This is a genomic window from Rheinheimera sp. EpRS3 (assembly GCF_001513785.1).
GTDB lineage: Bacteria > Pseudomonadota > Gammaproteobacteria > Enterobacterales > Alteromonadaceae > Alishewanella.
Genome location: NZ_LNQS01000008.1, coordinates 287,899 through 314,270 on the forward strand (window position 1 = coordinate 287,899; position 26,372 = coordinate 314,270).

Annotated in this window: 20 protein-coding genes; 4 read left to right on the top strand and 16 right to left on the bottom strand. The window is 51.2% G+C overall.

What is annotated here, in order from left to right; all coding sequences use genetic code 11:
• Position 1 precedes the first annotated feature (1 nt).
• From speD to AR688_RS09995, 8 genes are all read right to left on the bottom strand, one after another.
• Positions 2–808: an adenosylmethionine decarboxylase gene (gene speD, locus AR688_RS09960; RefSeq protein ID WP_068232775.1), complete on the bottom strand. Its 807-nt coding sequence runs from the start codon at positions 806–808 to the stop codon at positions 2–4.
• Between the two features lie 54 nt (positions 809–862).
• A complete protein-coding gene (locus AR688_RS09965) occupies positions 863–1,291 on the bottom strand; it encodes an OsmC family protein (protein WP_068234096.1) in 429 nt (142 codons plus the stop codon).
• A gap of 84 nt (positions 1,292–1,375) precedes the next feature.
• A complete protein-coding gene (locus AR688_RS09970) occupies positions 1,376–1,723 on the bottom strand; it encodes a DUF3802 family protein (RefSeq protein WP_068232778.1) in 348 nt (115 codons plus the stop codon).
• A gap of 119 nt (positions 1,724–1,842) precedes the next feature.
• Positions 1,843–3,312, bottom strand: a complete 1,470-nt coding sequence (gene astD, locus AR688_RS09975; protein ID WP_068232782.1) for a succinylglutamate-semialdehyde dehydrogenase — start codon at positions 3,310–3,312, stop codon at positions 1,843–1,845.
• Between the two features lie 12 nt (positions 3,313–3,324).
• Positions 3,325–4,341 (bottom strand): arginine N-succinyltransferase, encoded by a 1,017-nt coding sequence (gene astA, locus AR688_RS09980; protein WP_068232785.1) that lies wholly within the window; start codon positions 4,339–4,341, stop codon positions 3,325–3,327.
• Positions 4,342–4,474: 133 nt separating this feature from the next.
• Positions 4,475–5,692 (bottom strand): aspartate aminotransferase family protein, encoded by a 1,218-nt coding sequence (locus AR688_RS09985; protein ID WP_068232787.1) that lies wholly within the window; start codon positions 5,690–5,692, stop codon positions 4,475–4,477.
• Between the two features lie 334 nt (positions 5,693–6,026).
• A complete protein-coding gene (locus tag AR688_RS09990) occupies positions 6,027–7,142 on the bottom strand; it encodes an HDOD domain-containing protein (protein ID WP_156420274.1) in 1,116 nt (371 codons plus the stop codon).
• 91 nt (positions 7,143–7,233) lie between these two features.
• Complete coding sequence (locus AR688_RS09995; RefSeq protein ID WP_068232791.1) at positions 7,234–7,824, bottom strand: anthranilate synthase component II; 591 nt, start codon at positions 7,822–7,824, stop codon at positions 7,234–7,236.
• A gap of 262 nt (positions 7,825–8,086) precedes the next feature.
• On the opposite strand from AR688_RS09995, the gene AR688_RS10000 reads away from it, so the two are divergent.
• Positions 8,087–10,873, top strand: a complete 2,787-nt coding sequence (locus AR688_RS10000) for a TonB-dependent receptor (RefSeq protein ID WP_068232792.1) — start codon at positions 8,087–8,089, stop codon at positions 10,871–10,873.
• Positions 10,874–11,131: 258 nt separating this feature from the next.
• On the opposite strand, the gene AR688_RS10005 is transcribed toward AR688_RS10000, so the two are convergent.
• Together AR688_RS10005 and AR688_RS10010 are read right to left on the bottom strand one after the other, a co-directional pair.
• Positions 11,132–12,985 carry a family 43 glycosylhydrolase gene (locus AR688_RS10005; RefSeq protein WP_068232793.1) on the bottom strand — a complete coding sequence of 618 codons (1,854 nt, stop codon included), beginning with the start codon at positions 12,983–12,985 and terminating at the stop codon, positions 11,132–11,134.
• A 37-nt stretch (positions 12,986–13,022) separates the two neighbouring features.
• Entirely contained in the window at positions 13,023–14,096 is a 1,074-nt protein-coding gene (locus AR688_RS10010; RefSeq protein WP_197412196.1) for an arabinan endo-1,5-alpha-L-arabinosidase, read from the bottom strand.
• A 224-nt stretch (positions 14,097–14,320) separates the two neighbouring features.
• Between AR688_RS10010 and AR688_RS10015 the strand changes: the two genes are divergently transcribed.
• Genes AR688_RS10015 through AR688_RS10025 form a run of 3 tightly spaced genes read left to right on the top strand, consistent with a single transcriptional unit; the run spans position 14,321 to position 18,997 of the window.
• Positions 14,321–15,673, top strand: a complete 1,353-nt coding sequence (locus tag AR688_RS10015) for an MFS transporter (RefSeq protein WP_068232795.1) — start codon at positions 14,321–14,323, stop codon at positions 15,671–15,673.
• Positions 15,674–15,683: 10 nt separating this feature from the next.
• A complete protein-coding gene (locus tag AR688_RS10020) occupies positions 15,684–16,628 on the top strand; it encodes a glycoside hydrolase family 43 protein (RefSeq protein WP_068232797.1) in 945 nt (314 codons plus the stop codon).
• Between the two features lie 26 nt (positions 16,629–16,654).
• The gene (locus AR688_RS10025; RefSeq protein ID WP_068232800.1) at positions 16,655–18,997 is read left to right on the top strand and encodes a glycoside hydrolase family 127 protein; all 2,343 of its coding nucleotides are present in this window, start codon (positions 16,655–16,657) and stop codon (positions 18,995–18,997) included.
• 52 nt (positions 18,998–19,049) lie between these two features.
• Here AR688_RS10025 and AR688_RS10030 read toward each other — a convergent pair whose 3' ends face one another.
• The 6 genes from AR688_RS10030 to AR688_RS20185 all read right to left on the bottom strand — a co-directional run bounded on the left by AR688_RS10030 (position 19,050) and on the right by AR688_RS20185 (position 26,357).
• Positions 19,050–20,600 carry a glycoside hydrolase family 43 protein gene (locus AR688_RS10030; protein WP_082694734.1) on the bottom strand — a complete coding sequence of 517 codons (1,551 nt, stop codon included), beginning with the start codon at positions 20,598–20,600 and terminating at the stop codon, positions 19,050–19,052.
• A gap of 220 nt (positions 20,601–20,820) precedes the next feature.
• Positions 20,821–21,852, bottom strand: coding sequence for a glycoside hydrolase family 43 protein (locus AR688_RS10035; protein WP_068232803.1), 1,032 nt, complete (start codon positions 21,850–21,852; stop codon positions 20,821–20,823).
• Entirely contained in the window at positions 21,849–22,805 is a 957-nt protein-coding gene (locus AR688_RS10040) for an SMP-30/gluconolactonase/LRE family protein (RefSeq protein WP_068232805.1), read from the bottom strand. The genes AR688_RS10035 and AR688_RS10040 overlap by 4 nt, the downstream gene beginning before the upstream one ends.
• On the bottom strand, positions 22,798–23,784 hold the full coding sequence (gene yjfF, locus AR688_RS10045) for a galactofuranose ABC transporter, permease protein YjfF (protein ID WP_068232806.1): 987 nt from the start codon (positions 23,782–23,784) through the stop codon (positions 22,798–22,800). Before yjfF ends, AR688_RS10040 begins: the two co-directional genes overlap by 8 nt.
• Positions 23,781–24,857, bottom strand: a complete 1,077-nt coding sequence (locus AR688_RS20180; RefSeq protein WP_156420275.1) for an ABC transporter permease — start codon at positions 24,855–24,857, stop codon at positions 23,781–23,783. Before AR688_RS20180 ends, yjfF begins: the two co-directional genes overlap by 4 nt.
• A complete protein-coding gene (locus tag AR688_RS20185) occupies positions 24,858–26,357 on the bottom strand; it encodes a sugar ABC transporter ATP-binding protein (RefSeq protein ID WP_068232807.1) in 1,500 nt (499 codons plus the stop codon).
• Positions 26,358–26,372 lie beyond the last annotated feature (15 nt).

Genomic DNA, 26,372 nt, shown 5'->3' on the forward strand with positions numbered 1-26,372 from the left:
GTTACTTCATATCCGGCAGGTTACGGCCGTAGAAAATTTCGCGCATTTCGCGGAACACTTTTTTGCTGATTGTCTTTTGCTCTTCCGGCGTCATTGAATCTTTGCCCATACCAAACAGGTAGTTATTCAAATCAGCTTCTTTTAGCATCATTTTGGTGTGGAACAGGTTTTCCTGATACACGTTAACGTCAATCATCTGGAAGGCACGTTTGGTGTCTTCGTCCATAAAGTTCTGAATAGAACTGATAGGGTGATCGATATAATGCTTGGTGCCGCTGACATCACGGGTAAAACCACGTACGCGGTAATCGATGGTAACAATGTCAGATTCAAAGCTGTGGATCAGAAAGTTCAGTGCTTTCAGTGGCGATATAATACCGCAGGTAGAAACCTCGATATCGGCACGGAAAGTACAGATGCCATCATGCGGATGGATTTCCGGATAGGTATGCACGCAAATATGGCTTTTATCCAGATGTGCCACAACGGCATCAGGCCGCGGCCCCGGGTTTTCTGAGTTGTCTGGATCAACCAGTACCGGCTCTTCACTTACCAGTATGGTAACGCTGGCGCCTTGCGGATCGTAATCCTGCCGTGCCACATTCAGAATGTTAGCACCGATAATATCAGTGACTTCAGTCAGAATATCCGTCAACCGATCGGCATTATATTGCTCGTCGATATATTCGATGTATTCCTGCCGGTGTTGCTCAGTTTTGGCATAACAAATGTCATAAAGGCTGAAACTCAGGCTTTTTGTCAGGTTATTAAAACCGTGTAGTTTCAATTTTTCAAAAGGCTTAACCACTTAACATTGTCTCCGCTAAAAAACCGGTTACCGGTTTTGACTAATTTACTGCTGTTATTCTGCTGCCGGCGTAAGCTCAGCAGCTATAACACTGAATGAATGTGTTACGGCTACGCTGCCGGATAACATAATGGATACCGAACAATATTTATCTGCTGACAACTGCACTGCCCGCTCTACCTGCTTTTCACTGAGGTTAACCCCGGTTACGGCAAAATGCAGATGCAGTTTGGTAAATACTTTAGGTACGGTGTCGGCGCGCTCGGCACTTAGCTTAACTTCACAATCAAGCACTTGCTGGCGGGATTTTTTTAAAATACTGACAACATCAACAGATGAGCAGGCACCTGCGGCCATCAGCACCATTTCCATCGGGCTGGGAGCCGTGCTGTCATCTTTATTGCCGTCAAATACCACTGCGTGACCACTACCAGAGCGGCCAATAAAGGTATTGTTATCGTGCCATTTAACCGTTGCTTCCATCACAAACCCCAGCCAGAAAAAGGAGGCCGACATTCTACGTAAAAGCTGCTCAGGTATCTAGCACATTTGCAGTAAGGTGTAGCGTTAATCCATCAGATCGGCGATAGCAGTATCGAACAGGTTTTTGATTAACAGAGAGATTTCATTGATAAGTTCAGCCTGCTGGCGGGTGGCTTTTTTATCCAGCACACTGGCGAGCACCTCCTGAAAGTCATACATAATGCCGTCAACTTCACGGATAATCATGCTGCGGTGGTTCATCTCCAGCTCAGTGTGCTGGGTGCAAAGCGTGATAATTTGCTCTGCGATAGACTCTTCCAGTAAGGCACCAATAGTTTTATCTGCATCACCCGAGCCGGTTTGCTCAAACAGCGACAAATGCTCTGTCAGAAACTGGATCAAATGCTCGTATCCGGGTTTATCTGTGACCATGGGCTGTTTTACACCTGACTGTTGGCAAGAGATGCATTAAGTATGCGTTATTTAAGCAAATACTGCAGCAGAAAACAAATCGGGGCGCTAGCCCCGATAAGATTTATTTACTGCCAGACTTAAAAAGCCAGACCCGGCGATAATTGCTCTGGCAATACTACCTGTTCCAGCTCCACAGACGCCACCGGATAAGCACAGTAATCTGCGGCATAAAATGCACTGGCCCGGTGATTGCCGCTTGAACCCACACCGCCAAAAGGTGCGGCTGAGCTGGCGCCGGTAATCGGCCGGTTCCAGTTAACAATACCGGCGCGGATGCGGCGGAAGAAATGCTGATATAACTCAGCACTGTCACTTAACAGCCCGGCAGATAAACCAAACTGGGTGTTGTTGGCCGCATCAATCGCCTGATCAAAATCAGTGAAGCGGAACACCTTTAACAGTGGGCCAAAATGCTCGTCATCCGGATAATCGGTTATGTTGCTGCATTCAATAATGCCCGGGCTCACCAAAGCGGTGTTAACATCGATATGCTGCATTTCAACCAGCACCTTGCCACCCAGTTCAACTAATTGCTGCTGCACGGCCAGCATACCTTTAGCGGCGGCAACAGAAATCATTGAACCCATAAAAGGCTGCTCGGCGGCGTCATACACACCTACCTTGATATTGCGGGTTACTTCAAGCAGGCGCGCCAGAATGGCATCGCCCTGCGCATTGGCAGGTAAAAACAATTTACGGGCGCAGGTACAGCGCTGGCCGGCAGAAATAAAAGCCGACTGAATAATATCGTGCACTGCGGCATCAATATTACTGACATCCTGGACAATCAGCGGGTTATTGCCGCCCATTTCCAGTGCCAGAATTTTATCCGGCCGGCCGGCAAACTGCTGGTGCAGGTAATGGCCGGTGCGGGAGCTGCCGGTAAAGAAAATACCATCAATACCATTGTGGCCTGCAATCGCCTTACCGGTATCTACTTCGCCTTGCAGTAAAGCAATAACGCCAGCAGGCAAACCGGCCTGCTGCCATAGTTTTACGGTTTCCTCAGCCACTTTCGGCGTTAACTCTGAGGGTTTAAATATTACTGCATTACCTGCCAGCAAGGCCGGTACTATGTGGCCATTGGGTAAGTGGCCAGGGAAATTATAAGGCCCGAATACTGCGACTACACCATGCGGTTTATGCCGTACAAAAGCCCGGCCCTGTGGCATCGGGTTTTCTTTGCTGCCGGTGCGCTCCTGATAAGCCCGTACAGAGATATCAATTTTACCAATCATCGCCGCAACTTCAGTGCGGGCTTCCCACAGTGCTTTACCGGTTTCGCTGGCAATAGTCAGTGCCATGGCTTCTTTGTTGTTGGTAAGCTGCTCAGCAAACTTTTTTACCACAGCAACACGCTCATCAAAGCTTAAGCCAGCCCAGTCATATTGCGCTTTACGCGCCACCTGCACCGCAGTGTCTACCTGTGCAGCAGTTGCCGCCTGGCCTTGCCATACCGGCGTGTTTTTTACCGGGTCCAGTGAGGTAAATTCTTTACCTTCACCACCAAGCCATTGATTATTAATAAACTGTACTGCGTGATTCATATATCTCCCCTATTAAATTCTTGTAACCCGAACCCAGTCGCCCGCGTTTACCCGCAGCGCCGCGGCAACATCAGCCGGCAGGGTTACCTCTGCGCTATGTTCGTTTACGTCAAGTGCCAGCCAGGTAGCACGGAAGTCTACAACGCTGGTATTACATATCAGATAAGGCTGGCCGTTAACGACATCGCCCAGCCGCACCTGCAGGCGCTGGCTGTTGCGCACTGAGCGGATATGTTCCACTCTGGCTTCTACTGTAGGGCCGGCATCAAAAATATCGACATAGCCTCGATGCGAAAACCCCTCTGACTGCAGCAATGCCAGCGCAGGTTTGGTTTTATCATGCACCCGGCCAATTACTGCCTGCGCCTGTTTGCTGAGCAGGCTGACATAAATCGGATACTTAGGCATCAGTTCTGCGATAAACACCTTCTGGCCTATGCCAGTCAGATAATCTGCGGTGGGGAAATCCAGCGAGAAAAAATGCTCCTGCAGCCACTGCCAGAATGGCGAGCTGCCGTCGGTATTGGAAATACCGCGCATTTCGGCGATCACTCTGTCGGAAAAACGCTGCGGGAATTCCGCCATAAACAAAAAGCGCATTTTTGACAGCAAACGGCCATTGTTTTTCTCGCGGCGGCTTTCTCGCAAAAATAACGTGCATAACTCACTAACGCCGGTGTAATCATTACACAGGGTTAATATATCGGCTGTTTTATACACCCCGAGTGAACGTGAGCTATGTACCACCTTGCCCAGGTGGTAATGATAAAACGCATCATCCAGCCCCACAGCGGCTTCCAGCGCGCTGGTGCCACATACCTCACCGGTGAGCGTATCTTCCAGCACAAACAGATAGCCTTCATCACCCGGCGAACTGACCTGCTTGTTAAATGATTGCTCTGAGCGGCTTATTTTACGCATCAGCAGTTCATCATTTACCGGTAACGAGGTAAAACCATGCCCCGACTCAACCGCAATGCTATACAGCGCCGGGTAATCATCCGCACGGATTGGGCGAATCACCATCATCGTCGCTACTCCACTTTTACGTTATTGTTTTCGGGGCTCTGAGGCCCCTTAGCTTCATTTTTGCAGTCTTGGTGCTGCTTAATAGTAGTGTCAGGAACAGCTGTGTCAGGACAGCAGTGTCCTGATAGTCGTGTCAGGCGTTAACTACCTGTTTTACCGCCTGTTCAAAACGCTGCATTCCTGCCGTAATCTCTTCTGGTGTAATAACCAGTGATGGCGCAAACCGCACTACATCGGGGCCTGCTACCAGTGCCATTAAACCCTGATCTGCCGCAGCCAGAAAAAACTCACGCGAACGGCCTTTGTATTTCTCATTTAATACCGCACCCAGCAACATACCTTTGCCGCGTATTTCGCTGAATACCTGATATTTTTCATTAATGGCAGCAAGTTGTTGGCGGAATAACTGCTCATTGCTTAATACCTGCGCCATGACTTCCGGCTGGTTTACCGTTTCCAGCACAGCTTCTGCTACAGCACAAGCCAGCGGGTTACCGCCATAAGTGCTGCCATGGGTGCCAACTTTAAGGTGCGAGGCGATATCATCAGTAGTAAGCATAGCGCCAATAGGGAAACCTCCGCCTAATGATTTTGCCGTGGTAAGAATATCCGGCGTTACGCCATAGTGCATATACGCATACAGCTTACCGGTGCGGCCTACGCCGGTTTGCACTTCGTCCATAATCAACAACGCATTGTGTTGGTTACATAAATCACGTACACCCTGCAAAAATTCTGCAGTAGCAGGAATAATCCCGCCCTCGCCCTGAACAGGCTCCAGCACTACCGCGCAGGTATTGTCGGAAATTAACGCTTTAACGCTATCAAGGTTATTAAACTCGCCATGCATTACTGCACCGGGTTTAGGGCCAAAACCGTCAGAATATGCCGCCTGACCACCTACCGTTACGGTGAAGAAAGTACGGCCGTGAAAGCTTTTATGAAAAGAAATGATCTGATCTTTATGTGCGCCGAATTTTTCCAATGCATAGCGCCGGGCCAGTTTAAAAGCGGCTTCGTTGGCCTCAGCACCAGAGTTAGCAAAATAGACTTTGTCCGCAAAAGTAGCGTTAACCAATGCACTAGCTAAACGCAATGCCGGTTCATTGGTCATCACATTACTTAAATGCCACAGCTTGTCAGCCTGCTGCTTTAATGCGTTAACCAGAGCCGGGTGGCAATGCCCCAGGCTGCTTACGGCAATACCACCGGCAAAATCAATGTATTCGCGCCCTTGCTGATCCCACACTCGCGAACCTTCACCTTTTACCGGAATAATATTGGCAGGAGCGTAGTTAGGTACCATCACTTCATCGAACAGAGCACGGTTTACTTGCGTTTGGCCAGTCATTTTATTTTCCTTCTTATTCCGCTTCGGTTAGCCCGCTACACAGCCAGAATGTAGCTGGCTGTGATATAAGTTTGTCGCATTATTGCAGATTTAACAGCCCTTGTCTTGCTTGCCAACAGCCAGCAAACCCATAAAACACAAGGCCTGCAGATAGATTTGCATAGGATGTGAATAAGTAAGCACTACGGTACTACCGGCAAAAAGAACGCTGATTTTGCCGCCAGACTCTACACCAAGCACTGCGTTAAGCGCAGGCGGTGAAAATAGCTGCGCTATAACTTTGCATGTTTATTGCGGTATTTTTTATTACAGCTGCTCACTTACACTGCAATACTTACAATTCAATATTTAAACGCTTAAGGTTGGTTCTTGCCAGAATATCTACGCTGTCGCTACTTAATTGTACTGCCGCAAACCAATTACTGGTTTCCTGCTCTGATATCTGCTGGCTATTGCGCAGCGTTTGCCACTGCACATAGGTTTGCGCCTGCAATACCAGCCGGGCCAGAGGGCTGCAGCCGGCAAAACCGGCACCTTCAGCCAGTTGATCCAGCGTCTGGCATAGCGGTAATGTACGTAACTGCCAGCGCGAAGTGATGTCTGCACTTAATACCGCAGCGAACTCGGCAAGGCTTTCACACAAAAAGCTGGCATCGGCTTCAAGCTGATCCAGTGTATTGGTCAGCTGCGTATCGCGGTTTTCTCTGGCATGCAACAGTTGCTGCTGGCGTACCTGCAGGTAAGTACGCAGGTAATTGCGGGTAACTACGGCATGGCCGGTGGTATGAAACAAGCCAGCACAAAACGCATTGTAAGGGTGTTCTGCACTGTTTTCTGCTAACGCACGCGCGGCAATGGCAACGGCCAGTGTGTAGTCCCACAATCGGCTTTTTAACGGCGTAAAAGGGTCGGTTGAATGCGGTATCATCCGGCGCATAGCATATACCGGTATAATCAGCTGCAAACTTTCAACGCCTAAAAAACGTAGTGCGGTTTTAATATCTTTGATCATCGCACCCGATGCGGTGCGGTTACGGTACTGCGGCTGATTAACCAGACGTAATAACTCTTCTTTTAACCATGGCACCTTTGATACCAGCGGATCGAGCTTATTAACGGTAACAATTTTTTCACTGAGTACATCCAGCACCGGGAAAAATGCTTCGCCCGGGTCAAACAACGACGCCATCACCTGCTCAATATTATGCAACTTGCGTAGCAGCTCATCGGCCACTTCATCGTGCAAATGCGCCTGAGCAAACTCAGTAAACTGGGCTTTAGCCTGCTCGCCGGCTTCGCGTAGCTGTTGGGCCTGAGCTTCCACAGCAAGCAAGGTGCGCTGCGTATCCACCTGCCCTGCCCGGATTTGGTAGCCCAGACGTTTCTTTTGTGGGTTTACCCCAACTAACTGATCGAAAAAGCGCTGCACCATCACATCTGCAAAAGCCACTAAATACTCCATCTGAATTCGGTGACAGTTGTCATCTGCACTGTCTGCTGCCAATACTGCAACCTGACTCTGACAGAGTCAAGCCAGCCGGCTAGCCGGGTTGGGCCGAGGTTAAAAAATTATCTAACAGCTGTTTTCCCTGCTGGCTAAGAATAGCCTCAGGATGAAACTGCACACCGTGCAATGCCAGCCCGGGGTGCATTAAGCCCATAATGTCTGCTGTTTCCTGGCTGGCATCATCTGTCCAGGCTGTTTGCACCAGTTCAGCGGGCAGGCTGTGTTTGTCGACTACCAAAGAGTGGTAGCGCGTTACATCCAGCGGATTAGCCAGACCACGAAATACCGACTGATTATTGTGCCGCACCAGCGAATTTTTACCATGCATTACCTGACGGGCCCGTACCACACGGCCACCAAATACCTGCGCAATAGCCTGATGGCCCAGACAAACCCCTAACAGAGGAATTTTCCCGGCAAATTGCTCAATTGCCGCCAACGACACGCCGGCATCATCGGGGGTTTTCGGGCCGGGAGAGATAACAATATGGTCCGGCGCCAGTTTGGCTATCTGCGCCACGCTAATATCATCGTTGCGCCGCACGATAACCTGCTGGCCTAATGCAGCAAAATACTGCACCAGGTTATAAGTAAAAGAGTCGTAATTATCGATCATCAGCAGCATTCGGCCGTCCCTGCTTTATAAGCCCATAGCGAATAACGGGCTATTTTGCCACAAGCGACGGCTTTTTGCTGCGCTGCTAAAGCGCAACGGTCGGGTTTGGATATTTTTACAGCAGTTCATTGACAGGCTATTAATCATACAATAGGATGATTAATAGTTCGTACAATAGCACGAATAATAAAAACACATAAAAAAACGCCTCCATTGTCAGTTTTCTCTGGCCAGGAAGGCAATAACATAAGTGACAAGGGGAGTTATGCTCATGTTTAAACCTTCGGTTTTAAGCAGTGCTGTCGCCATGGCGATAACATTGTCTGCCCATCCGTTATACGCTCAGCAAAGCAGTGACGACACCACAGTATCGCCAGATGAGGTTGAAGTTATTCTGGTAAAAGGCATTCGTGGTAGCCTGGCCCGTTCAGTTGATCTGAAGCGGGAAAATATGCAAATCGTCGATTCAATTATCTCGGAAGATATCGGCAAATTTCCAGACAATAACGTGGTGGAAGCCCTGCAACGTTTATCTGGGGTACAGGTAACAGACCGCGGTGCCGGTGAAGTTAGTACCGTATCTATCCGCGGCTTAAATGACGTGACCACCACCGTAAACGGCCGCAATATTTTTACTGCTTCAGGCCGCTCAGTGGCACTGGCAGATATTCCCGCCAGCTTGCTAAACCGGGTAGATGTGTATAAAACCCGTTCAGCCAGCCTGATAGAAACCGGTATTGCCGGCCAGATTGATATTCATACCCAGCGCCCGTTTGATTTTGACACCAGCAAGCTGGTGGTAGCCGGGCGCGGTATTCACTCAGATCAAGCCGATAAAACTGACCCGAATATCAGCGCTTTATTCAGCAATAACTGGGATATTGGCAATAGCCGCTTTGGCGCGCTGATTAACCTGTCTTATGCGGAAACGCATTATCGCGATCAAAGCGTTACTGCCGGCGCTATGATGCCGTTTGCCACCAATAATCCACCGGCAGGCTTTGCACCTTACGAAATTATCCGCAGCACCGATGGCCGGGCCTCGGAAAACCCAATTTGGCAACCGGGCTTAGAAGCTGGTTTACCCTTTGCACCTGGCTCTACCTTTGATGTGAATGGCGTACCTACCGAATATTTACTGTCGCGCGATGCTGTGTTTGCCAGCGATCTGACCGGTAAACGCGAACGCCCGGCAGTAAACGTGGCTTTTCAGTTTGCGCCGAACGATACCTCTGAGTACATCTTTGAAGCGTTTTATAACGGCTTTCGCAACGAATCTTATAACTCGTTGTTGTTTTCGTTTGTCGATTGGTGGGGCAACTTAGGCGACAATCCGGACATTAGCCTGTTCGAAGGCACTAATATTATTAAATCCCGCACTGTTGGCGCACCTTACATGTTTACCAGCGGTGACTTAAGTACCGGTAAAACAGACAGCTATGTGTATGCGCTGGGCGGAAAATGGCTGATTGGTGACAACCTGCAATTGCGCTCTGAAGTGGTGTATCAGGACACCCAGTACGACGAAAGCTTTTTTGCTATGCGTACTGAGCGGGTAGCAGACAGCATTAGTGTTGATTTTAATAGTGGCAACGGTATTCCATCATTTAGTTTTGGCCCTGCGACAGATTTAACCGCCCCGGACCAATGGGCCATGGCCCAGCTTTATGATCAGGCCTATAGCCGTGGTGGTGATGCACTAACCTTTACCTTAGATGCCGACTACATGCTGAATAAGAGTATTATTACCAATATCAGCTTTGGTGGCCGTTATGACAAACGCAAAGCCTCCGAAGCTCAGCTGCTGCAAGATACCGGCTTGTGTAACTCAGGCACTGCCGCCTGTCAGTTGGCCAGCTATGAAGGATTGCTTAACGTAAATAATGGCTTCTTTGATGGCGAATCGGATGTGCCTACCTCGTGGTTATCTGCCAATGGTTATTACATTCGCGACAATGCCGATATGTTCCGCACTATTTACAACACTGAAACCGGCTCGAGCCTGGCTGTGGGTGATCAGCGCATATTAGCGCAAACTTTCGAAGTTACCGAAACAACCACCGCACTGTATGCGCAGGCAGATTTCGAAACTGAACTTGGCGGGCGTTTGTTCGATGGCCAGTTTGGCTTGCGCTATGTAGATGTTGACACCGACATGGCGTTTGCTGGCAATGCAGCGTCAACCGGCGCCAGCAAGGTGCTGCCCAGCCTGATGCTGCGCTATAACCTGACCGACGATTTACTGGCGCGCTTCAGCTATGGTGAAACGCTGCGTCGCCCGGGCTTTGCCCAGCTAAACCCAACCATCAACTATGTGCGCGATGTCACCAATATTGGTTATGGCACAGCAACCGGCGGTAACCCTGAACTTGAACCGACTGAATCGAAAAACTTTGATTTGTCGCTGGAATGGTATTTTGCCGAAGGCAGCACCCTGTATGCCACAGCCTTTAAGCGCGAGATAGAAGGCTTTGTGGTCGATTTTCGCCGCCGGGTAATCCACGATGATGGCGAGGGCGAATACCCTTATATCCTGAACCAGCCGGATAATGCTTCAAACGGTAAACTGGATGGCTATGAACTAGGCGTGGTGTACTTCCCGAAAGGCTTACCGGATTTACTGGACGGTATTGGCGTGCAGGCCAGTTACACCATACTGGATTCGTCGCAGGATATTCCGATCACCAACAGCGAAGGTACGGTAGTTGGCACCGATACCACACCATTATTCGGCGTATCGGATTCATCTTACAGCGTGGTATTGGCTTATGAGAAAGAACGCTTCGATATGCGGTTATCGTATGTCTGGCGCGAAGACTTCCTGAATAACTATGAAGCAGCGCAGTTTGCCAACCCGCTGGGTATATACCGTAACCCGGAAAAAAGCCTAGATTTTCAGTTAAGTTACAACGTTACCGACAACCTGATGGTAACGTTTGATGCCACTAACCTGACTAACGAAATTTTCCAAAGTTACTATGAGTATCCGTCAACGCATAACTTTGGTTCTTCGCTGTTTAGCAGAACCTTTGCGCTGGGGTTCCGTTACAGCCTTTAACAGTACAAAGCGATAACGCAAAAGCCCCTGACTTCAGGGGCTTTTTAATTTCTGCAGAGTAACTTCCGGGTATTGTTCAGTTATACCCCAGCTCAGCCTGCTTCTCCAGTTCAGCGTCTGGCTCTGCTGGTGGGCACTGTGCCTCAGATGCAGCCACTGCCGAAGCGTCAGATATAGGTAAAGATGTCATGTTTATCACCTGTAATCGTTTATACAGTAGCAGCAGAAACAACGCAGGCTCTGCTGCTGGGCTAATCGTCAGTTAATGGCGCGAATATGAAAGCGCTGGCAGAAACTGTCTGCGGCCAGCGGCGCTTGTTTCAGTTCGCTATCATCGGCCAGCGCACAGGCCGGTACTTCCAACACCGCTTTGCTATGCGCCGACACTAACCGCATACTGCCGTACGCATTGGGTTGCAATAACCAGTGGCTGGCTTTGGCATCGCAGGCGGCCATCACCACCGGCGCACCAGCCGCCAGAGATTCAGCCTGTACCGCCAGGCATAGATTATTGCCACTGCCATTTCGCAACTGCAAAGTACCCTGCTCTGTCTGGCTAAACTTCCAGTGCTGATCGGGCCGGTTTTGCCAGCCTGTCTGGCTCACTTTTACCGCGCCAGCAGGCTGCCCGGCGGCAACTGATAACACCTTACCACTTTGGCTGCTGCTGATAGCCACCTTACCGGCCGGCAGTAATTGCCAGTCGCTGCACCCTTGCTCGGCGTTACAACCTGGTATTTGCAACGCCGTATCACCGGCTTTATTGATTAATTGCCAGGCAGCTGAATCCGTTGCCGCAAAACGCCACTGCTGGCGCACTTTATTGCGCCATGGCCCGGCTTCAGCCGCACCATCAAGCCCAAGGCCGATATACTGGCCCTGCTGTGTCACCAGCCGGTAATATTCGCCTATGGTCGGGTCTACTTTTAAGGCGCTCTGTGCAGAGCAATTAACAGCCGCCGGTGCACCATCCACCACGCTCAGGCATTGGCCCTGGCCATTACGCAGTAACCAGTCAGCCCCTTGCGGCACTGCCGTTATCGGGCCGTTTTCACCGGACGGTGCAGCCATTACCTGGCCTTCTGGTACCGGCTGGCCAAAATTTGGTGTGCCGTCATCATGCCAGCTAAACGGCTGTGCCCGTAACGAGCGGGTCGCACTGCAGCCATCGGTTTCTTTATTGTTACCATGGTAAACCAGCCAGTCTTCTTTATTGTCCGGCGATTTAAAAAAGCCGTTATGGCCAGGGCCATAAACGCCATTAGCGCGTTCAAATACCGGTTTATCGTATTTTTTCCAGTCTGCAGGATTCAACGGGTCGTCGCCGGTCAGTTCCAGCAAACCCAGTTTGTAATCCGGCGTATCGCAAAAGCTGGCTGAATACACCACAAAGGTGCGACCGTTACGTTTTAACACTTCTGCGCCTTCATTCACTTTACGGCCGGATATTTCCCACGGCAGCTCTGGCCTGGACAGCACTACTCTGGGCCCGGTAATGGTCCAGGGGTTAACCATTTCGGCAATCCAGTTCAGTTGCTCATCGCCCTGCCATTCTGACCATAACAGATATAATTTGCCGTTGTGCTGCAGATAATTACCGTCAATATTCCAGCTATCCGGCATCGGTGAGCCTTTAAACTGATAAGGCCCCATAGGATCATCACCGGCGCTTTCCAGTACCGACAAATGCTGGCCATCGAGGTTTTCCTGCTTGCCAGAGGTAAACATCATGTACCAGCGATAACCATCCGGCCCTTTAAGCCGGTGAAACTCATAAGCCCAGAAGTTACAACAGCGGGCCGGATCGGTTTCAGACCAAAGGTAAACCGGCGTTGCCTCTGCCAGCGCGGCCAGCGTGGGTGCTTTGCGCATCACTAACTGCGAGGTCCAGGTGGTGGTGGTCAGGTAATAATTGCCGTCAAAATATTCCAGCCAGGGATCGGCGCCATTGTTATACAGTGGGTTGGTAAAGCTCTGGCCTTCATAGGCATCACTGACCATGCTATTGCTGGCATCCGCTGTCTGATTAAGCGATTGCTGGCAGCCACTTAGTGACAGCACTATGGCGCTGGCCAGTAACGCCGGCTTAAGTATTGGTTTAATATTATGCATCTTCTATCCCCGTTTTTTGTTTGTCGCTTTATCCGCGCTATTTTTGCTCTGCTGGCAGTAATACGCTGCGATAGTCATTCAGCACGCTGTCACTCAGCAGTGGCCATTTGGCGTCATCCCAGCTCATTTCGGCTATTTTTAGTTTTTGTAAGCCATTGTCGGCCGCTTCATAGGCATGAAACACCAGATAGTCTTTACCATTGAAGGTGTAGGCACTGTTATGGCCCAGGCCGGGCCAGTCGCGGTTGCCTTTAAGTAGCACAGTGCCGCCGCCCTCATTTAGCGACTTACCGTCTTTATCCAGATAGGGGCCGGTAACATTTTTTGCGCGACCAACAACCAGATGATAGGTACTGTCGGCACCACGGCAGCATTTACCGTACGAGACAAACAGATAGTAATAACCATGCTGTTTAAAGATAAAAGGCGCTTCCAGCTCGCCCGGGCCAGGCTCGGCGTCATCAATAAAGGCCGGGCGCTGTGCTTTGGCAATGGTATGCCACTGCTGCGGCTGTGCCAGCGATACTAAGTCATCTGCCAGTTTTACCAGCTTTAAGCCGCTCCAGAATGAACCAAAGCTCATCCAGATATCGCCGTTATCATCGGCAATAATATTCGGATCTATCGCGTTCCATAAATCGCGCTGCGGCACTGATTGCAGCACTATGCCTTTATCCTGCCACTGGTAATCCGGGCTGCTTTTATCCAGCGTATTATTAACAGTAACACCAATGGCCGAGGTGTTTTTGCCAAAGGCCGACACTGAGTAATACAAATAAAACTTACCGTTGTGCTGATAAATATCCGGCGCCCAGATATGGCCATCAAAGCTTGGCGCCACCTGCTTAGCCCACTGTGGTTCATCAGCAAATACGCGGCCGGCCAGTTGCCACTGCAGCATATCGTCGGAGTGATAATAGGTAATACCCGGCCCGGTACTGAATAAATAGAAGCGGCCATCTTGCTGTGCCATCACCGGATCATGGATACTGAGTTGTGGCAGTGTGTGTTGTTCATCTGCGCAGGCGGTTTGCCCGGTTAATAACAAGGCCAGCGCTGAAACCCTGCCCATGCCAGCCAGCCATTTTGTTGTCGTTACCCCGTTTAACATCTACGCCTCCTTAAGGCTGCAGACCCCACCCTCTCTAGGGGTAGATATCTGCTTTCATTTTAGTAGTATTGTATTACTATTTATCATATATTATTCGACAGTGCAAAACTCAACCAGCCAAACTGTGGCAGTTTTGCGAATAAAAAATATAAAAAACCGGTGCTACGCAGGAATAATCACAGGCTTGAACCTGCCGCATAGTACCGGGAACGACAGGGAACTTTATGCAAACTCACAAACTTTCCGTACTGGAGAAAGTCGGCTTTGGTGCCGGCGATATGGCGGTCAACGTGGTGATGTCATCTATGATGCTGATTATCACGTTTTTCTACACCGATATTTTTGGCTTAAAGCCAGCCGACTTAGCGGTGCTGTTTTTAGTGGTGCGGCTGGTTGATGCCGTTACCGATCCGCTAATGGGCATAATTACCGACCGTTTTACTACCCGCTGGGGCCGCTACCGGCCCTACTTCTTGTTTTTAGCGGTACCCTTTGGTATTGCGGTATATCTTACTTTCAGTACCCCCGACTGGGATTACAACAGTAAACTGGTGTGGGCCTATGCTACCTATATTCTGGTCACGGTCATTTTTACTGCGGTGACCATTCCGTATATCTCTATTATTGGCGTACTAACAGATAACCCGAAAGAGCGCTTATCCGCCAACGGCTACCGGTTATTTTTTGCCAAAATTGCGGCTTTTCTGGTGACTATTATTGTGCCTATTCTGGCAAAGCACTGGGGCGGAGAAAACCTGGCCGGCGGCTATCAGTCGGCGATGGGAGTGATGGCATTAATGGCAACGCTGCTGTTTTTATTCTGTTTTTTCACCACTACCGAACGTATCCAGCACACCGTAGAAACGCTGCCGTTTTTGCAGCAGCTAAAATACCTGCTGAAAAATGATCAATGGCTGGTGCTGTGCGCGGTGTGCGTTACCGGCACTATCGGCTATGTGGTGCGTGGCTCTGTCGCCGCTTACTACGCCAAATATTATCTTGGTGGTGACGCCGCTATGCTGTCAGCATTTTTATCCACCGGCGTCGCTGCAGCCATATTAGCCATGGTGGCGTCAACCTGGATCACCAAGCATTACTGCAAAGTAAAACTGTTCCGCTACAGCCAGATTTTAGTGGCGATATTAAGTGTGCTGCTATATGTACTGGTTAACCCCGGTGATGTGATGCTGGCATTTGTGTTGTATTTTCTGCTGTCATTTGTCGTCGATTTGCATGCCCCGGTATTCTGGTCGGCTATTCCCGAGGCCGTTGATTACGGCGCAGATAAAACCGGCCAGCGCGTGTCCGGCCTGGCTTTTGGTGGTATCTCTTTTTGCCAGAAAGCCGGTATGGGCATCGCTGGTTTTATGGTTGGCAGCCTGCTGGCCGGTTTTGACTATGTGCCGGATCAACCGCAAAGTGCGCTGGCACTGACCGGCATTGCCTTAATGCTGTCGGTTATTCCGGGCGTGTTTCATCTGCTGATGGGCTTGCTGATGTTTCGCTATCGCATTACCGATAACTATTACCAACAGCTGGTCGGGAAAACCAGTGTCGTTAAGCCCACTACTATCTGAGGAGTTTACTGTGAGATTACAGCAGCCATTAATTGAACAGCGCGCCGATCCGTGCATTTATAAACACAGTGACGGCTTTTACTATTTTACCGCCTCGGTGCCGGCTTATGACTTAATTGAATTACGCCGCGCCAGAACAATAAATGAGCTGGCCAGCGCCCCGGCGGTAGCGGTATGGCATAAGCCCGACAGCGGCCCTTACTCTGAGCTGATCTGGGCACCGGAGATCCATTTTAATCAGGGTGCCTGGTATATTTATTTTGCCGCGGCGCCCAGCCGCGAAATCAAAAATAAGCTGTTCCAGCACCGGATGTATGTACTGCGCTGCACTGACGCCAATCCGGTTGGTGGCCAATGGCAGTTTGTCGGCCAGCTCGACAGCGGCATCGACACCTTTTGCCTGGATGCCACCACTTTTAGCCACCATGACCAGCTGTACTATGTCTGGGCACAAAAGGATAACGCCATCGAAGGCAACAGCAATTTATATATTGCCACGATGGACACGCCGGATAAATTAAGCGGTGCGCCGGTTATGCTAAGCAAACCTGAGCTGGAGTGGGAAACGCGCGGTTTTTGGGTTAATGAAGGCCCGGCAGTGCTCAAGCGTAACGGTAAAATCTTTTTAACTTACTCAGCCAGTGCCACCAATGAAAACTACTGTATTGGCCTGTTATGGGCCGATGAAAATGCCGACCTGTTAAACCCCGCCAGTTGGCATAAATCACCACAGCCGGTATTTCAAAGCTGCTTTGAACATGGTGTTTATGGCCCGGGCCATAACAGCTTTACCGTATCAGAAGATGGCCGGCACGATATGCTGGTATACCACGCCCGCACCTATACCGAAATTGTTGGCGACCCGTTATGGGACCCAAACCGCCATACTTATGTTAAAGCCATACGCTGGAATGACAACGGCATGCCGCTATTTGGCAAAGCGTCAGAGGCGTGAAGTTTAACCCTGAGTGAGGAAGCAAGATGAAAGCTTTGCTTAGCCTGTGTATGTTACTGCTGGTACTGCCGGTCAGTGCCGCTATAGACACTTTTGCGCTTAATCAGGTACGGCTGCACAGCGGGCCCTTTTATCAGGCGCAGCAAACTAACATCGGCTACCTGATGGCGATGAACCCGGACCGCCTGCTGGCCCCCTACCGGCGCGAAGCAGGCCTGCCGCCACTGGCCGATCCTTACCCGAACTGGGAAAGCTCTGGCCTGGATGGCCATATCGGCGGCCACTACCTTAGCGCCCTGGCGTTGATGTACAGCGCCAGCGGCGAGCCGCAACTGCTCGAGCGGCTGAATTATATGATTAACGAGCTGCACAGTTACCAGCAAAAAAACGGCGATGGCTACCTGGGCGGTATTCCAGGTGGCAAAGCCAGCTGGCAGCAAATCAGCCAGGGCCAGATAGACGCTGATTTATTTGTGTTAAACAAGCAATGGGTGCCCTGGTATAACCTGCATAAAACCTTCGCCGGTTTGCATGATGCTTATGTTTACGCCGGTAATCAGCAGGCTAAGCAGATGCTGCTGCAACTGAGCGACTGGGCGCTTAAATTAACCAGCCAACTAAGCGATCAGCAACTGCAGCAAATGCTGATCACCGAATATGGCGGCATGAACGATATTCTGGCCAAAGTGGCCGAACTTAGCGGTGACGACAAATACCTGCAACTGGCGTTTCGTTTTTCTGAACTGCGTATTATGCAACCGCTGTTGCAACAACAAGACGTACTGGACGGCCTGCACGCCAATACCCAGATCCCGAAAATTATTGGCATGGCGCAGCTTGCCAGCCAAACGAACAACGACAGCTGGTACCAGGCCGCCGATTTTTTCTGGCAACAAGTAGTGAATAAACGCAGTGTCGCCATAGGTGGCAACAGCGTGCGCGAGCATTTTCACCCGTCAGACGATTTCAGCAGCATGCTAACTGATGTAGAGGGGCCGGAAACCTGCAACACCTACAATATGTTAAAGCTAACCAAGCTGCTATATCAGCGCACGCCAGAACCGCGCTATATGGCCTACTACGAGCGGGCACTATACAACCATATTTTATCGTCGCAGCACCCGGAGCATGGCGGCCTGGTGTATTTTACGCCCATGCGGCCCAATCACTACCGCGTCTATTCGTCGCCAGAGCACACCATGTGGTGCTGCGTTGGCTCCGGCATTGAAAACCACGCCAAATACGGCGAAATGATTTATGCCCATAAAGGCGATCAGCTGTATGTGAATTTGTTTGTCGATTCCAGCCTGAACTGGCAACAGCAGGCCGTAAAAATTCGTCAGACTACCGAATTTCCGGATCAAGACAGCAGCCTGATCACGATAGAACAAGGCGGTAAATTTGGCCTGAATATCCGTAATCCGCAGTGGGTCGCCGGTAAGGTGCAACTGACACTAAACGGCAAAGCCGTGGAATTTACGTCAACTACACCAGGCTATTTAAGCCTGCAGCGCCAGTGGCGTAAAGGCGATAAGCTGGCGATTACCCTGCCGATGCAAACCACGCTGGAGCAACTGCCGGATAACAGCAAGCACTATGCTATTTTGCATGGCCCTATTGTGCTGGCCGCGCGCAGCCAATGGCAGGACAAGCTTAGTTTTATTGCCGACAGCAGCCGCATGGGCCATATCGCCAGTGGCGAGCAATGCCCGGTTGATCAAACGCCGACCTTTATCAGTGATAACGCGGATTTTGTCCGCCATATTAAACCGGTTGCCGGCAAGGCGCTGACCTTTACCAGCGGCGAAGCAGTGCTGGCCGGTGTTGAGGGCCCGTTAGAGCTGATACCATTCTTCCGGCTGCATGACAGCCGCTACACGCTGTATTTCCCGCACAGTAATGCCGGCCAGTGGCAGCAACAAAAAAATTTATTGCGCCAGCAAAGCCAACTTGACAGCCAGCTGGCAGCTAAAACCATCGATATGATCCGCCCCGGCGAGCAACAACCGGAAGCTGACCATCAGTTTGCCGGCGAAAAAACCGCAGCCGGGGTGCACCAGGGCCGGCACTGGCGCCATGCTGCCGGCTGGTTTAGTTACCGCTTAAATACCAGCGGGCAAGATGCGCTGAAACTACGACTGACGTATTTTGGTGCTGACAGCAACCGGCATTTCCAAATTTTGCTGAATAACCAGCTACTGGCTAATGTCGGCCTGACGGGTGAGCAGGGCGATAATTTTTACCATGTCGATTACCCGATCCCAGCCCGACTGTTAAACACGGGCGATAGTATAGAACTGAAATTTGTTGCAAATCCGGGTTCCATCGCTGGCGGTATTTATGAAGTGCGTTTAATGCAGATTGATTAATATTACTCAGCTGAAAAAAAGCCAGTCCGGTTGCCGGACTGGCTTTTGCTTACTACGGCAGTTTACTGCCCCATACCGACACACCCTGTGTCGACTGAGCGCTAAAGGTCACGACAAACTGTGCCGGGGTTTCATGCCACTGGCGTGATAATACGCCTTCGTACAGGCCGTCATCACCGAGGTTTAGCGTGATCTGCTGCTCTGTGCCAAAATGCCAGCTACCACTGATACTATCGCTGCCACTCGCTGCACTGCTTACCGAGCCATCCGCGCTCAGAGTGATCAGCTGCGAGTTTTTAATACTGGCCGAGATATCTTTACCATGATTAATAAATTTATACTGGCCAGCGACCTCATCTTCGCTAATGGTCGCGTTCAGTTCAGTTGATGCGCTACTCAGCGGTGCATAGCGATGCGGCGCCACCACCGGCCAGCCGTCTTTATTAATAAAAAACTGGTGCACCCTCAGCTGATGCTGCTCACCCAGCCCCGGAAAGCGGGTATGAAACAGCAAAAAGTACTGGCCGCTGGCCGCGTCAAAATAGGCTGAATTATGCCCCGGCGATACATAGCCGCTACCCGCCCCCGTGCCCGGCTCATCGCTACTGCGGACAAACAAATGGTTACCCATAATTTTCTGGCCAAAAGGCGCGATAGAAGCATCATCAAACAGTGGCAGCGCCGGATCCGACTTTACCGCCGCCATATCGTTACCCAGCGCATCCAGATAAGGGCCATCCGGCGCACTGGCGCGGGCCACCCGCATATTGTAAGCGCCGCTGGCATCCAGGCCGCCAAAAGAGCTGAACAGGTAGTAATAATCACTATCCGGGCTGTACAGCACATAAGCGCCTTCAATCCGGCTGTGGTTGCCGCCCATCAGGTGCTTACCGTAGCCCTGCCCTGGTAGCGTTAAGCCGGTCGCCGGGTCCATTTCCAGCATAAACAGGCCACCGGAATAAGAGCCGTACACCAGCCATAACTTGCCGTTTTTATCAAAAAAAGCTTGAGGGTCAACTACATTTGGATGAATTTGCGCATTATAAATCGTGCCGTCTTCACTAATTTCGTCCCACATGCCGGATTTAAGCAAAATCTGCTTATTAACATAAGGCCCCTCTATATTATCGGCCACCGCCACCCCCAGAGCCGAACGGGGTGAGTCGCCCTTACAGGCGTTGTAATACATATAGAACTTGCCATCGGCCAACTGGATCACATCGGTAGCCCATAGCGTATCGGTTTGCGCCCAGGCGAAGGTTTCCTGTAGCTCAGTCAGCACATCATCAAATAGTGGGTTATTGCTGTTTACGCCATCGGCGACTTGTTGCCAATGCATCAGATCAGTCGACTTTGCCGCTGCCAGATGCGAGCCAAACACATAGTAGGTGTCGGCTACTTTAATGACTGACGGGTCGTGCACACCAACATTAGTAAATGTCGGGCCTCCCTGTTCCGGCGGCAGCGGTACTGGCGGAGCTGCCGATGCCGGTGGGTAGGCCACCGCCGCCGGTGGTGAGTTATTGCCGTCGTTACAGGCACTGAGCAGCAGTGCCGTAGCTAAAATGCTGAAGGAAAAAATACCGCTGTTACGTTTTTGCATCTTATACCCCTGTCGTTTGTTGTTATTACGGGTAAGTTCTGCTGCCGTTATATGGCACAAACAACTATGCGGCTAAAAACAACCTGATTTTGCTGCATCGGTTAGTGACAGAATCACCCTTTCGCTCACTAATATTATTGTATTACTTTTTAAATTTAAGCGAAAAATCCCGCTTAAACCGCGATTACAGCGCGGCTATTGTCTTACTACTGACAGTGAATTAATCCGGTTGATGATCGTTAAATAACGGTAAGCCGCTAGCCGACCAGTGTATTTGCCGCCAGCGGGTATGACGGTTGCCGTCGGTTAACGGCGAGCCTTGCAGTTGCTGAGTTTCGCGGGCGTGGTAAAACATCAGATCTTCACCGTTATCACCAACTACAAAGCTGTTATGGCCGGGGCCATAGCGATTAAATTCCGGCCGGGTCTGAAATACCGGCTCAGGCGCTTTATGCCAGCTTTGCGGGTCAAGCAAATCGGCATTTTCATCGGCCCACAGCAACCCCATGGCATAGCGGTGATCAGTCGCACTGGCTGAATAAGCGATAAAGATTTTGCCATGGCGCTTAAGCACCGCGGCGCCTTCATTAACTTTATAGCCCTGCTGCTCCCAGCTGAATTCGGGTTGGCTGATAATCACTTCAGGCGCCTCCAGCCGGGTTGGCGTGGCCATTTTTGCCAGCACTAAAGCACTGTTGTAGCTGCGCGCGGCATCCTGCTGCGCCCACACCATATAATGCTGGCCGCGGTGGACAAACACCGTGGCATCAAGTGAAAAACTGTCCAACGCGCTTTGCATCTGCCCCAGCTCCTGCCATTGGCCCTGCATAGGATCGGCAGCGCTATTGGCCAACACATACATACGGATCTGAAACGGCCTTTCAGCCTCGCCAGCTGCGACATACAAATACCAGACGCCGTCTATCCGGTGCAGCTCTGGCGCCCAGATATTGGCGCTCATCGGCCCGCTGGCTTTTTTGCGCCAAACGGTTTTTGCCTGCGCGTTGGCCAGGCCAGCTATGTTGGGGCTAAAACGCAGCTCTATCCGGTCAAACTCCGGCACCGAGGCGGTAAAGTAATAGCCATTGTCGGCTTTATACACCCAGGGATCGGCCCGCCGTGGAATAAAAGCAGCGGAAACCTCGCTGTTTACCACCACCGGCTGCGCCGCAGCTAAGTTGTCAGTCGCCGTTTTGGCTGGCTGGCAGCCAGTTAGCAGCAACATGCCTGCTAATAATGGTAAAACCCTCATTCAGCACCTCCGTGATAGCGCTGTGCCAGTTGCTGCCACGGCATTACCGCCAGTTGTGGCTCGGTTAGGCCCTGGTGCGGGTACTGATAAACCAATAAATTCCCCGCTTGTGTTTGCTGGTTAAGCTGCTCAGCACTTAAGCCCTCGGTTGCGGTGGTAACAAATAAAATATCCAGCTTGTCGCCACCGAGCGCAACACAGGTGGGTTGTGTTACCGGCAGTGGGTAAAGCGCCGCCAGGCTGCCATCGGCTGCATAGCGGGCCAGTGCACTGCCGCCCCACATGGCACACAATAGGTGATCATCGGCATCAATAATGGCGCCATCCGGCTCGCTACCTGCAGGCACTGTCGCAAACGGCTCTGCCCTGCCAATATCACCGCTGGCCGCATCGAACCGGTACCGGTTAATTTGCCGTAGTGGTGAATCAGCGTGGTACATCAGGCTGCTATCGTGGTTCCAGCACAGCGCATTAGGAATACGCAGGCCGCTCAGCATCTGCTGACAACCTTTTTGATCCAGCCGGTACAAGCTGCCGCTGGCAGCGGTATCTGCTGTTGCCTGCTCTACCATAGTGCCGGCCCAGAACCGGCCCTGGCGGTCGACGCGGCCATCGTTAAAGCGGTTGCCGCTTAATTGCTGTTGGGGTTTTGCCAGCCACAAGATAGCGCCGCTATCGGGGTTATACAGTGCCAACCCGCTGGCAAAGGCCACCAGCAAGGGGTAGCGGCTTGCCATCGGATCGGTAGCATTTAACAACGTAAAACAGCTGATGCGCTCAGGCAGTGGCCATTGACGTAGTGTTTGCTCTGGCCAGCGCAGCTGAAACAAGGCTTGGCCGTGAATATCTGTCCACCACACACTGCCGCTGGCCGCGTGCCAGAAAATACCTTCGCCCAGGCGGTTTTTTACGTTGATACTGGCTAATAGTTGCAGGTTTTCGCTGTTAGCCATGAGCAGTACTCCGTGCCGCTGTTGTTAATGCAGTGCGCCGGCTGAGTAATTTTTGCAGCACAATAAAACCGAACAACAGCAAGCCGATAACAATTTTGGTCCACCAGCTGCTTAAACTGCCATCAAAAATAATATAGGTCTGGATCACGCCCATCAGCAGCACCCCCAACACTGTACCGATAACAAAACCACTACCGCCGGTTAGCAAAGTACCGCCAATAACTACGGCAGCAATCGCATCCAGCTCCATGCCAACGCCGGCCAGGGCATAGCCGGAAAAGGTATAAAAGGTAAACACGATACCGGCCAGCGCCGCCAGCACACTACTTAGTACATAGATGGCTATAGTGGTGCGCGCTACCGGCACGCCCATCAGCTCAGCTGACTGACTATTACCGCCCAGCGCATAGACATAAGTACCAAAGCGGCTGTAGTGCATCAGCACAATAACCAGCAACAACAACACGATAAAGATCATGGTTGAAGCACCTACCCAGCCGCCGCCGGGCAGCGCAAAGCCAAATTCAGCTATCGCATCGTAAAAGCTGTGGTTGATGGCTACTGATTCTTCACTGAGCGTGGTTGCCAGACCACGTGCCAGAAACATGCCTGCCAGCGTGACAATAAACGGCTGCAGTTTATAAACGTGGATCAGCACGCCCATCAGCGCACCAAATAACGCCGCCACCGGCAGGATCAGCGCAAAAGCCAGCAGCGGGTGCCACTGGTACTGGCTGATCAGTAAACTGGCGGCCACGCCACTGAGCGCAATCACTGCACCGACGGATAAATCAATACCACCGGAGATAATCACCAGTGTCATACCCAGCGCGACAATCAGTAAAAAGGCATTGTCACTAAACAAATTACTCACCACGGCCAGTGAGGCAAAGCCGTCAAACTGCCAGCCACCAATGCCAAACAACAGGCACAGCAACGCCGCCGTGATCCACAAGGGTAAATAGCGCACCGACATCATGCCTTATCTCCTTTACGCCACTTTCGCAACTTGGGTAACCAGCTGCTTAGCTGGCGGCGGAACTTATCTGACTGCAGCAACAGCACCAGCAGCACTACCAGGGCTTTAATCAATAAGTTAAATTTGGCCGGTACACCACTGACAATAATAGTGGTGCTTAAACTTTGAATAATCAGCACGCCGATAACCGACAACAGCAGTGAAAACCGTCCGCCGCTGAGCACCGCACCACCAATCACCACCGCCAGAATGGCATCCAGCTCCAGCCATAAACCGGCGTTATTGGCATCCGAGCCCTGAATGTCGGCGGCGCTGATCATACCGGCCAGCGCCGCACAAAAGCCGGCAAAGGCATAGACAAACAGCTTTATCGCTTTATCGTTAACACCTAAATAACGGCTGGCGGTAGCATTGCAGCCTACCGCCTCAATAAACAGGCCCAGCGCGGTGCGCCGCAGCAGTAGCTGGCTTAAAGCAAACATGCCGATAACCAGCCAGATTGGCAGCGGCAGCCCTAACCAACTACCGGTACCAAGCCAGGCAAAATCGGGCCGCAAAAAGGTTACTATCTGGCCCTGGTTAATCAGCTGGGCGACACCGCGCCCGGCCACCATCAGCAATAAGGTAGCCACAATCGGCTGAATTTTCAGATAACTGACCAGAGTGCCATTAATAAGGCCAGCAGCAATACCGGTCGCCAGCCCGGCTGCAATCACCAATGCCAACGGTAACTCTGTCTGCAACAATAAATTCGCGCATACTGCACCGGCAATGGCCATCACGGCCCCGACTGACAAATCAATACCGCCGGTAGCAATCACCAGGCTCATACCTATTGCCAGCAATGCTACCGGCGCACTACGGTTTAAAATATCAATTAACGAGCCATACAAGCGGCCGTCCTGGAAACTTAGCTGAAAAAAGCTGGCATCCAGCAGCAGGTTTACCGCCAGCAGCAACATTAGCGCTGCCAGTGGCCACAAATAACGCGCCGACGCTTTAATGCTGCCAGGGCTGTAACGTGCCAGCCGCGCCTGCTGTAAGCTGTCGGCGCAAGATTGAGTCTGTTTCATTTATCCCTCTGCAATAGCCTGCATAATATGCGGGGCAGTCATAGTGTCGCCGCTTAATTCCGTCACTTTTTGCCGGTCGCGCAGCACCACGACTTTACCGGCAAAAGCGACCAATTCCTCCAGCTCAGACGAGGTGACCAGCAGCGACATACCTTGCTGACACAGGCTTTTAATCAGTAATAAAATTTCGGCGTGGGCGCCAATATCAATGCCGCGGGTGGGTTCGTCCAGAATAAGTAATTGCGGATTAATGGCCAGCCAGCGCGCCAGGATCACCTTTTGCTGATTGCCACCGCTTAGTTGCTCAATAGGTTTGTCGGCATCCGGCGTGGCAATTTGCAGCTTGTCGATATAGAACGCCGCCAATTGTTGCTGTTGTTTAACCGGCAAATAGCGCCACCAGCCACGACGAGCCTGCAGTGCCAGCATAATGTTTTCGCGAATGGATAAAGGGCCGATAATGCCCTCTGTTTTGCGCTCTTCCGGACACAGCGCAATACCGGCTTTTATCGCATCAGCAGGCTGCTGCAACCGCAAAGTTTTACCGCCAAACTGAATCTCGCCCTGGCTTAAAGCATCAACACCATACACAGCACGACACACCTCGGTACGGCCAGAGCCAAGCAACCCGGCCAATCCGACAGCCTGGCCTTGTGCTACCGTTAGCGAAACACCACTAATTGAGCCCTTTACTGCAATATTGTTCAGTACCAGCAGCGGCTCAGCTACGGCTGGCGTGGTGGTAGCAGCCTGATGTGTCAGCTGTTGCAACTCTTTGCCGAGCATGGCTTCAATCAGCCGGGAACGCGGTAAATCAGCCGCCAGGTATTCGCCTACTTTGCTGCCGTTACGCAGCACGGTAATGCGATCACTTATCTGATACACCTGATCAAGGAAGTGGGTAATAAACACTATCGCCACCCCCTGCTCACGCAGCTGGCGCATTACGTCAAACAACATCTGCACTTCACTGCTATCAAGGCTGGCAGTCGGTTCGTCCAGCACCAGCACTTTAGCCGACATTGCTACGCCACGGGCAATGGCAATCAGTTGCTGTACGGCGACAGAATATTGCGCTAATGGGGCAGTAACGTCGATATTAAGCTTAAAACGCAGCAATAACTGCTGCGCCTGCTGCTGCATTTTTTGGTGCTGAATTAAGCCAAAGCGGCGCGGTTCATGGCCCAGAAACAGGTTTTGTGCCACGCTCAGGTTAGGCAGTAAATTCACCTCCTGATACACGGTACTAATACCGGCTTGTTGTGCTGCAGCCGGGCTGGCAAAGCTGCAGTTTTGGCCGTTAAAGTAAATGTCACCGCTGCTTTTGGCCAGCGCGCCGGTCATTACCTTAACCAGTGTAGATTTACCGGCGCCGTTTTCGCCGAGCAGAGCGTGTACTTCACCGGCAAATAAACGTAAATCGACATCTTGCAGCGCCTTAACGCCGGGAAAATGTTTACAGACCTGTTTCAGCTCTAATACCAGAGATGGCGTAGTCATAAATGGCTCCTGTAC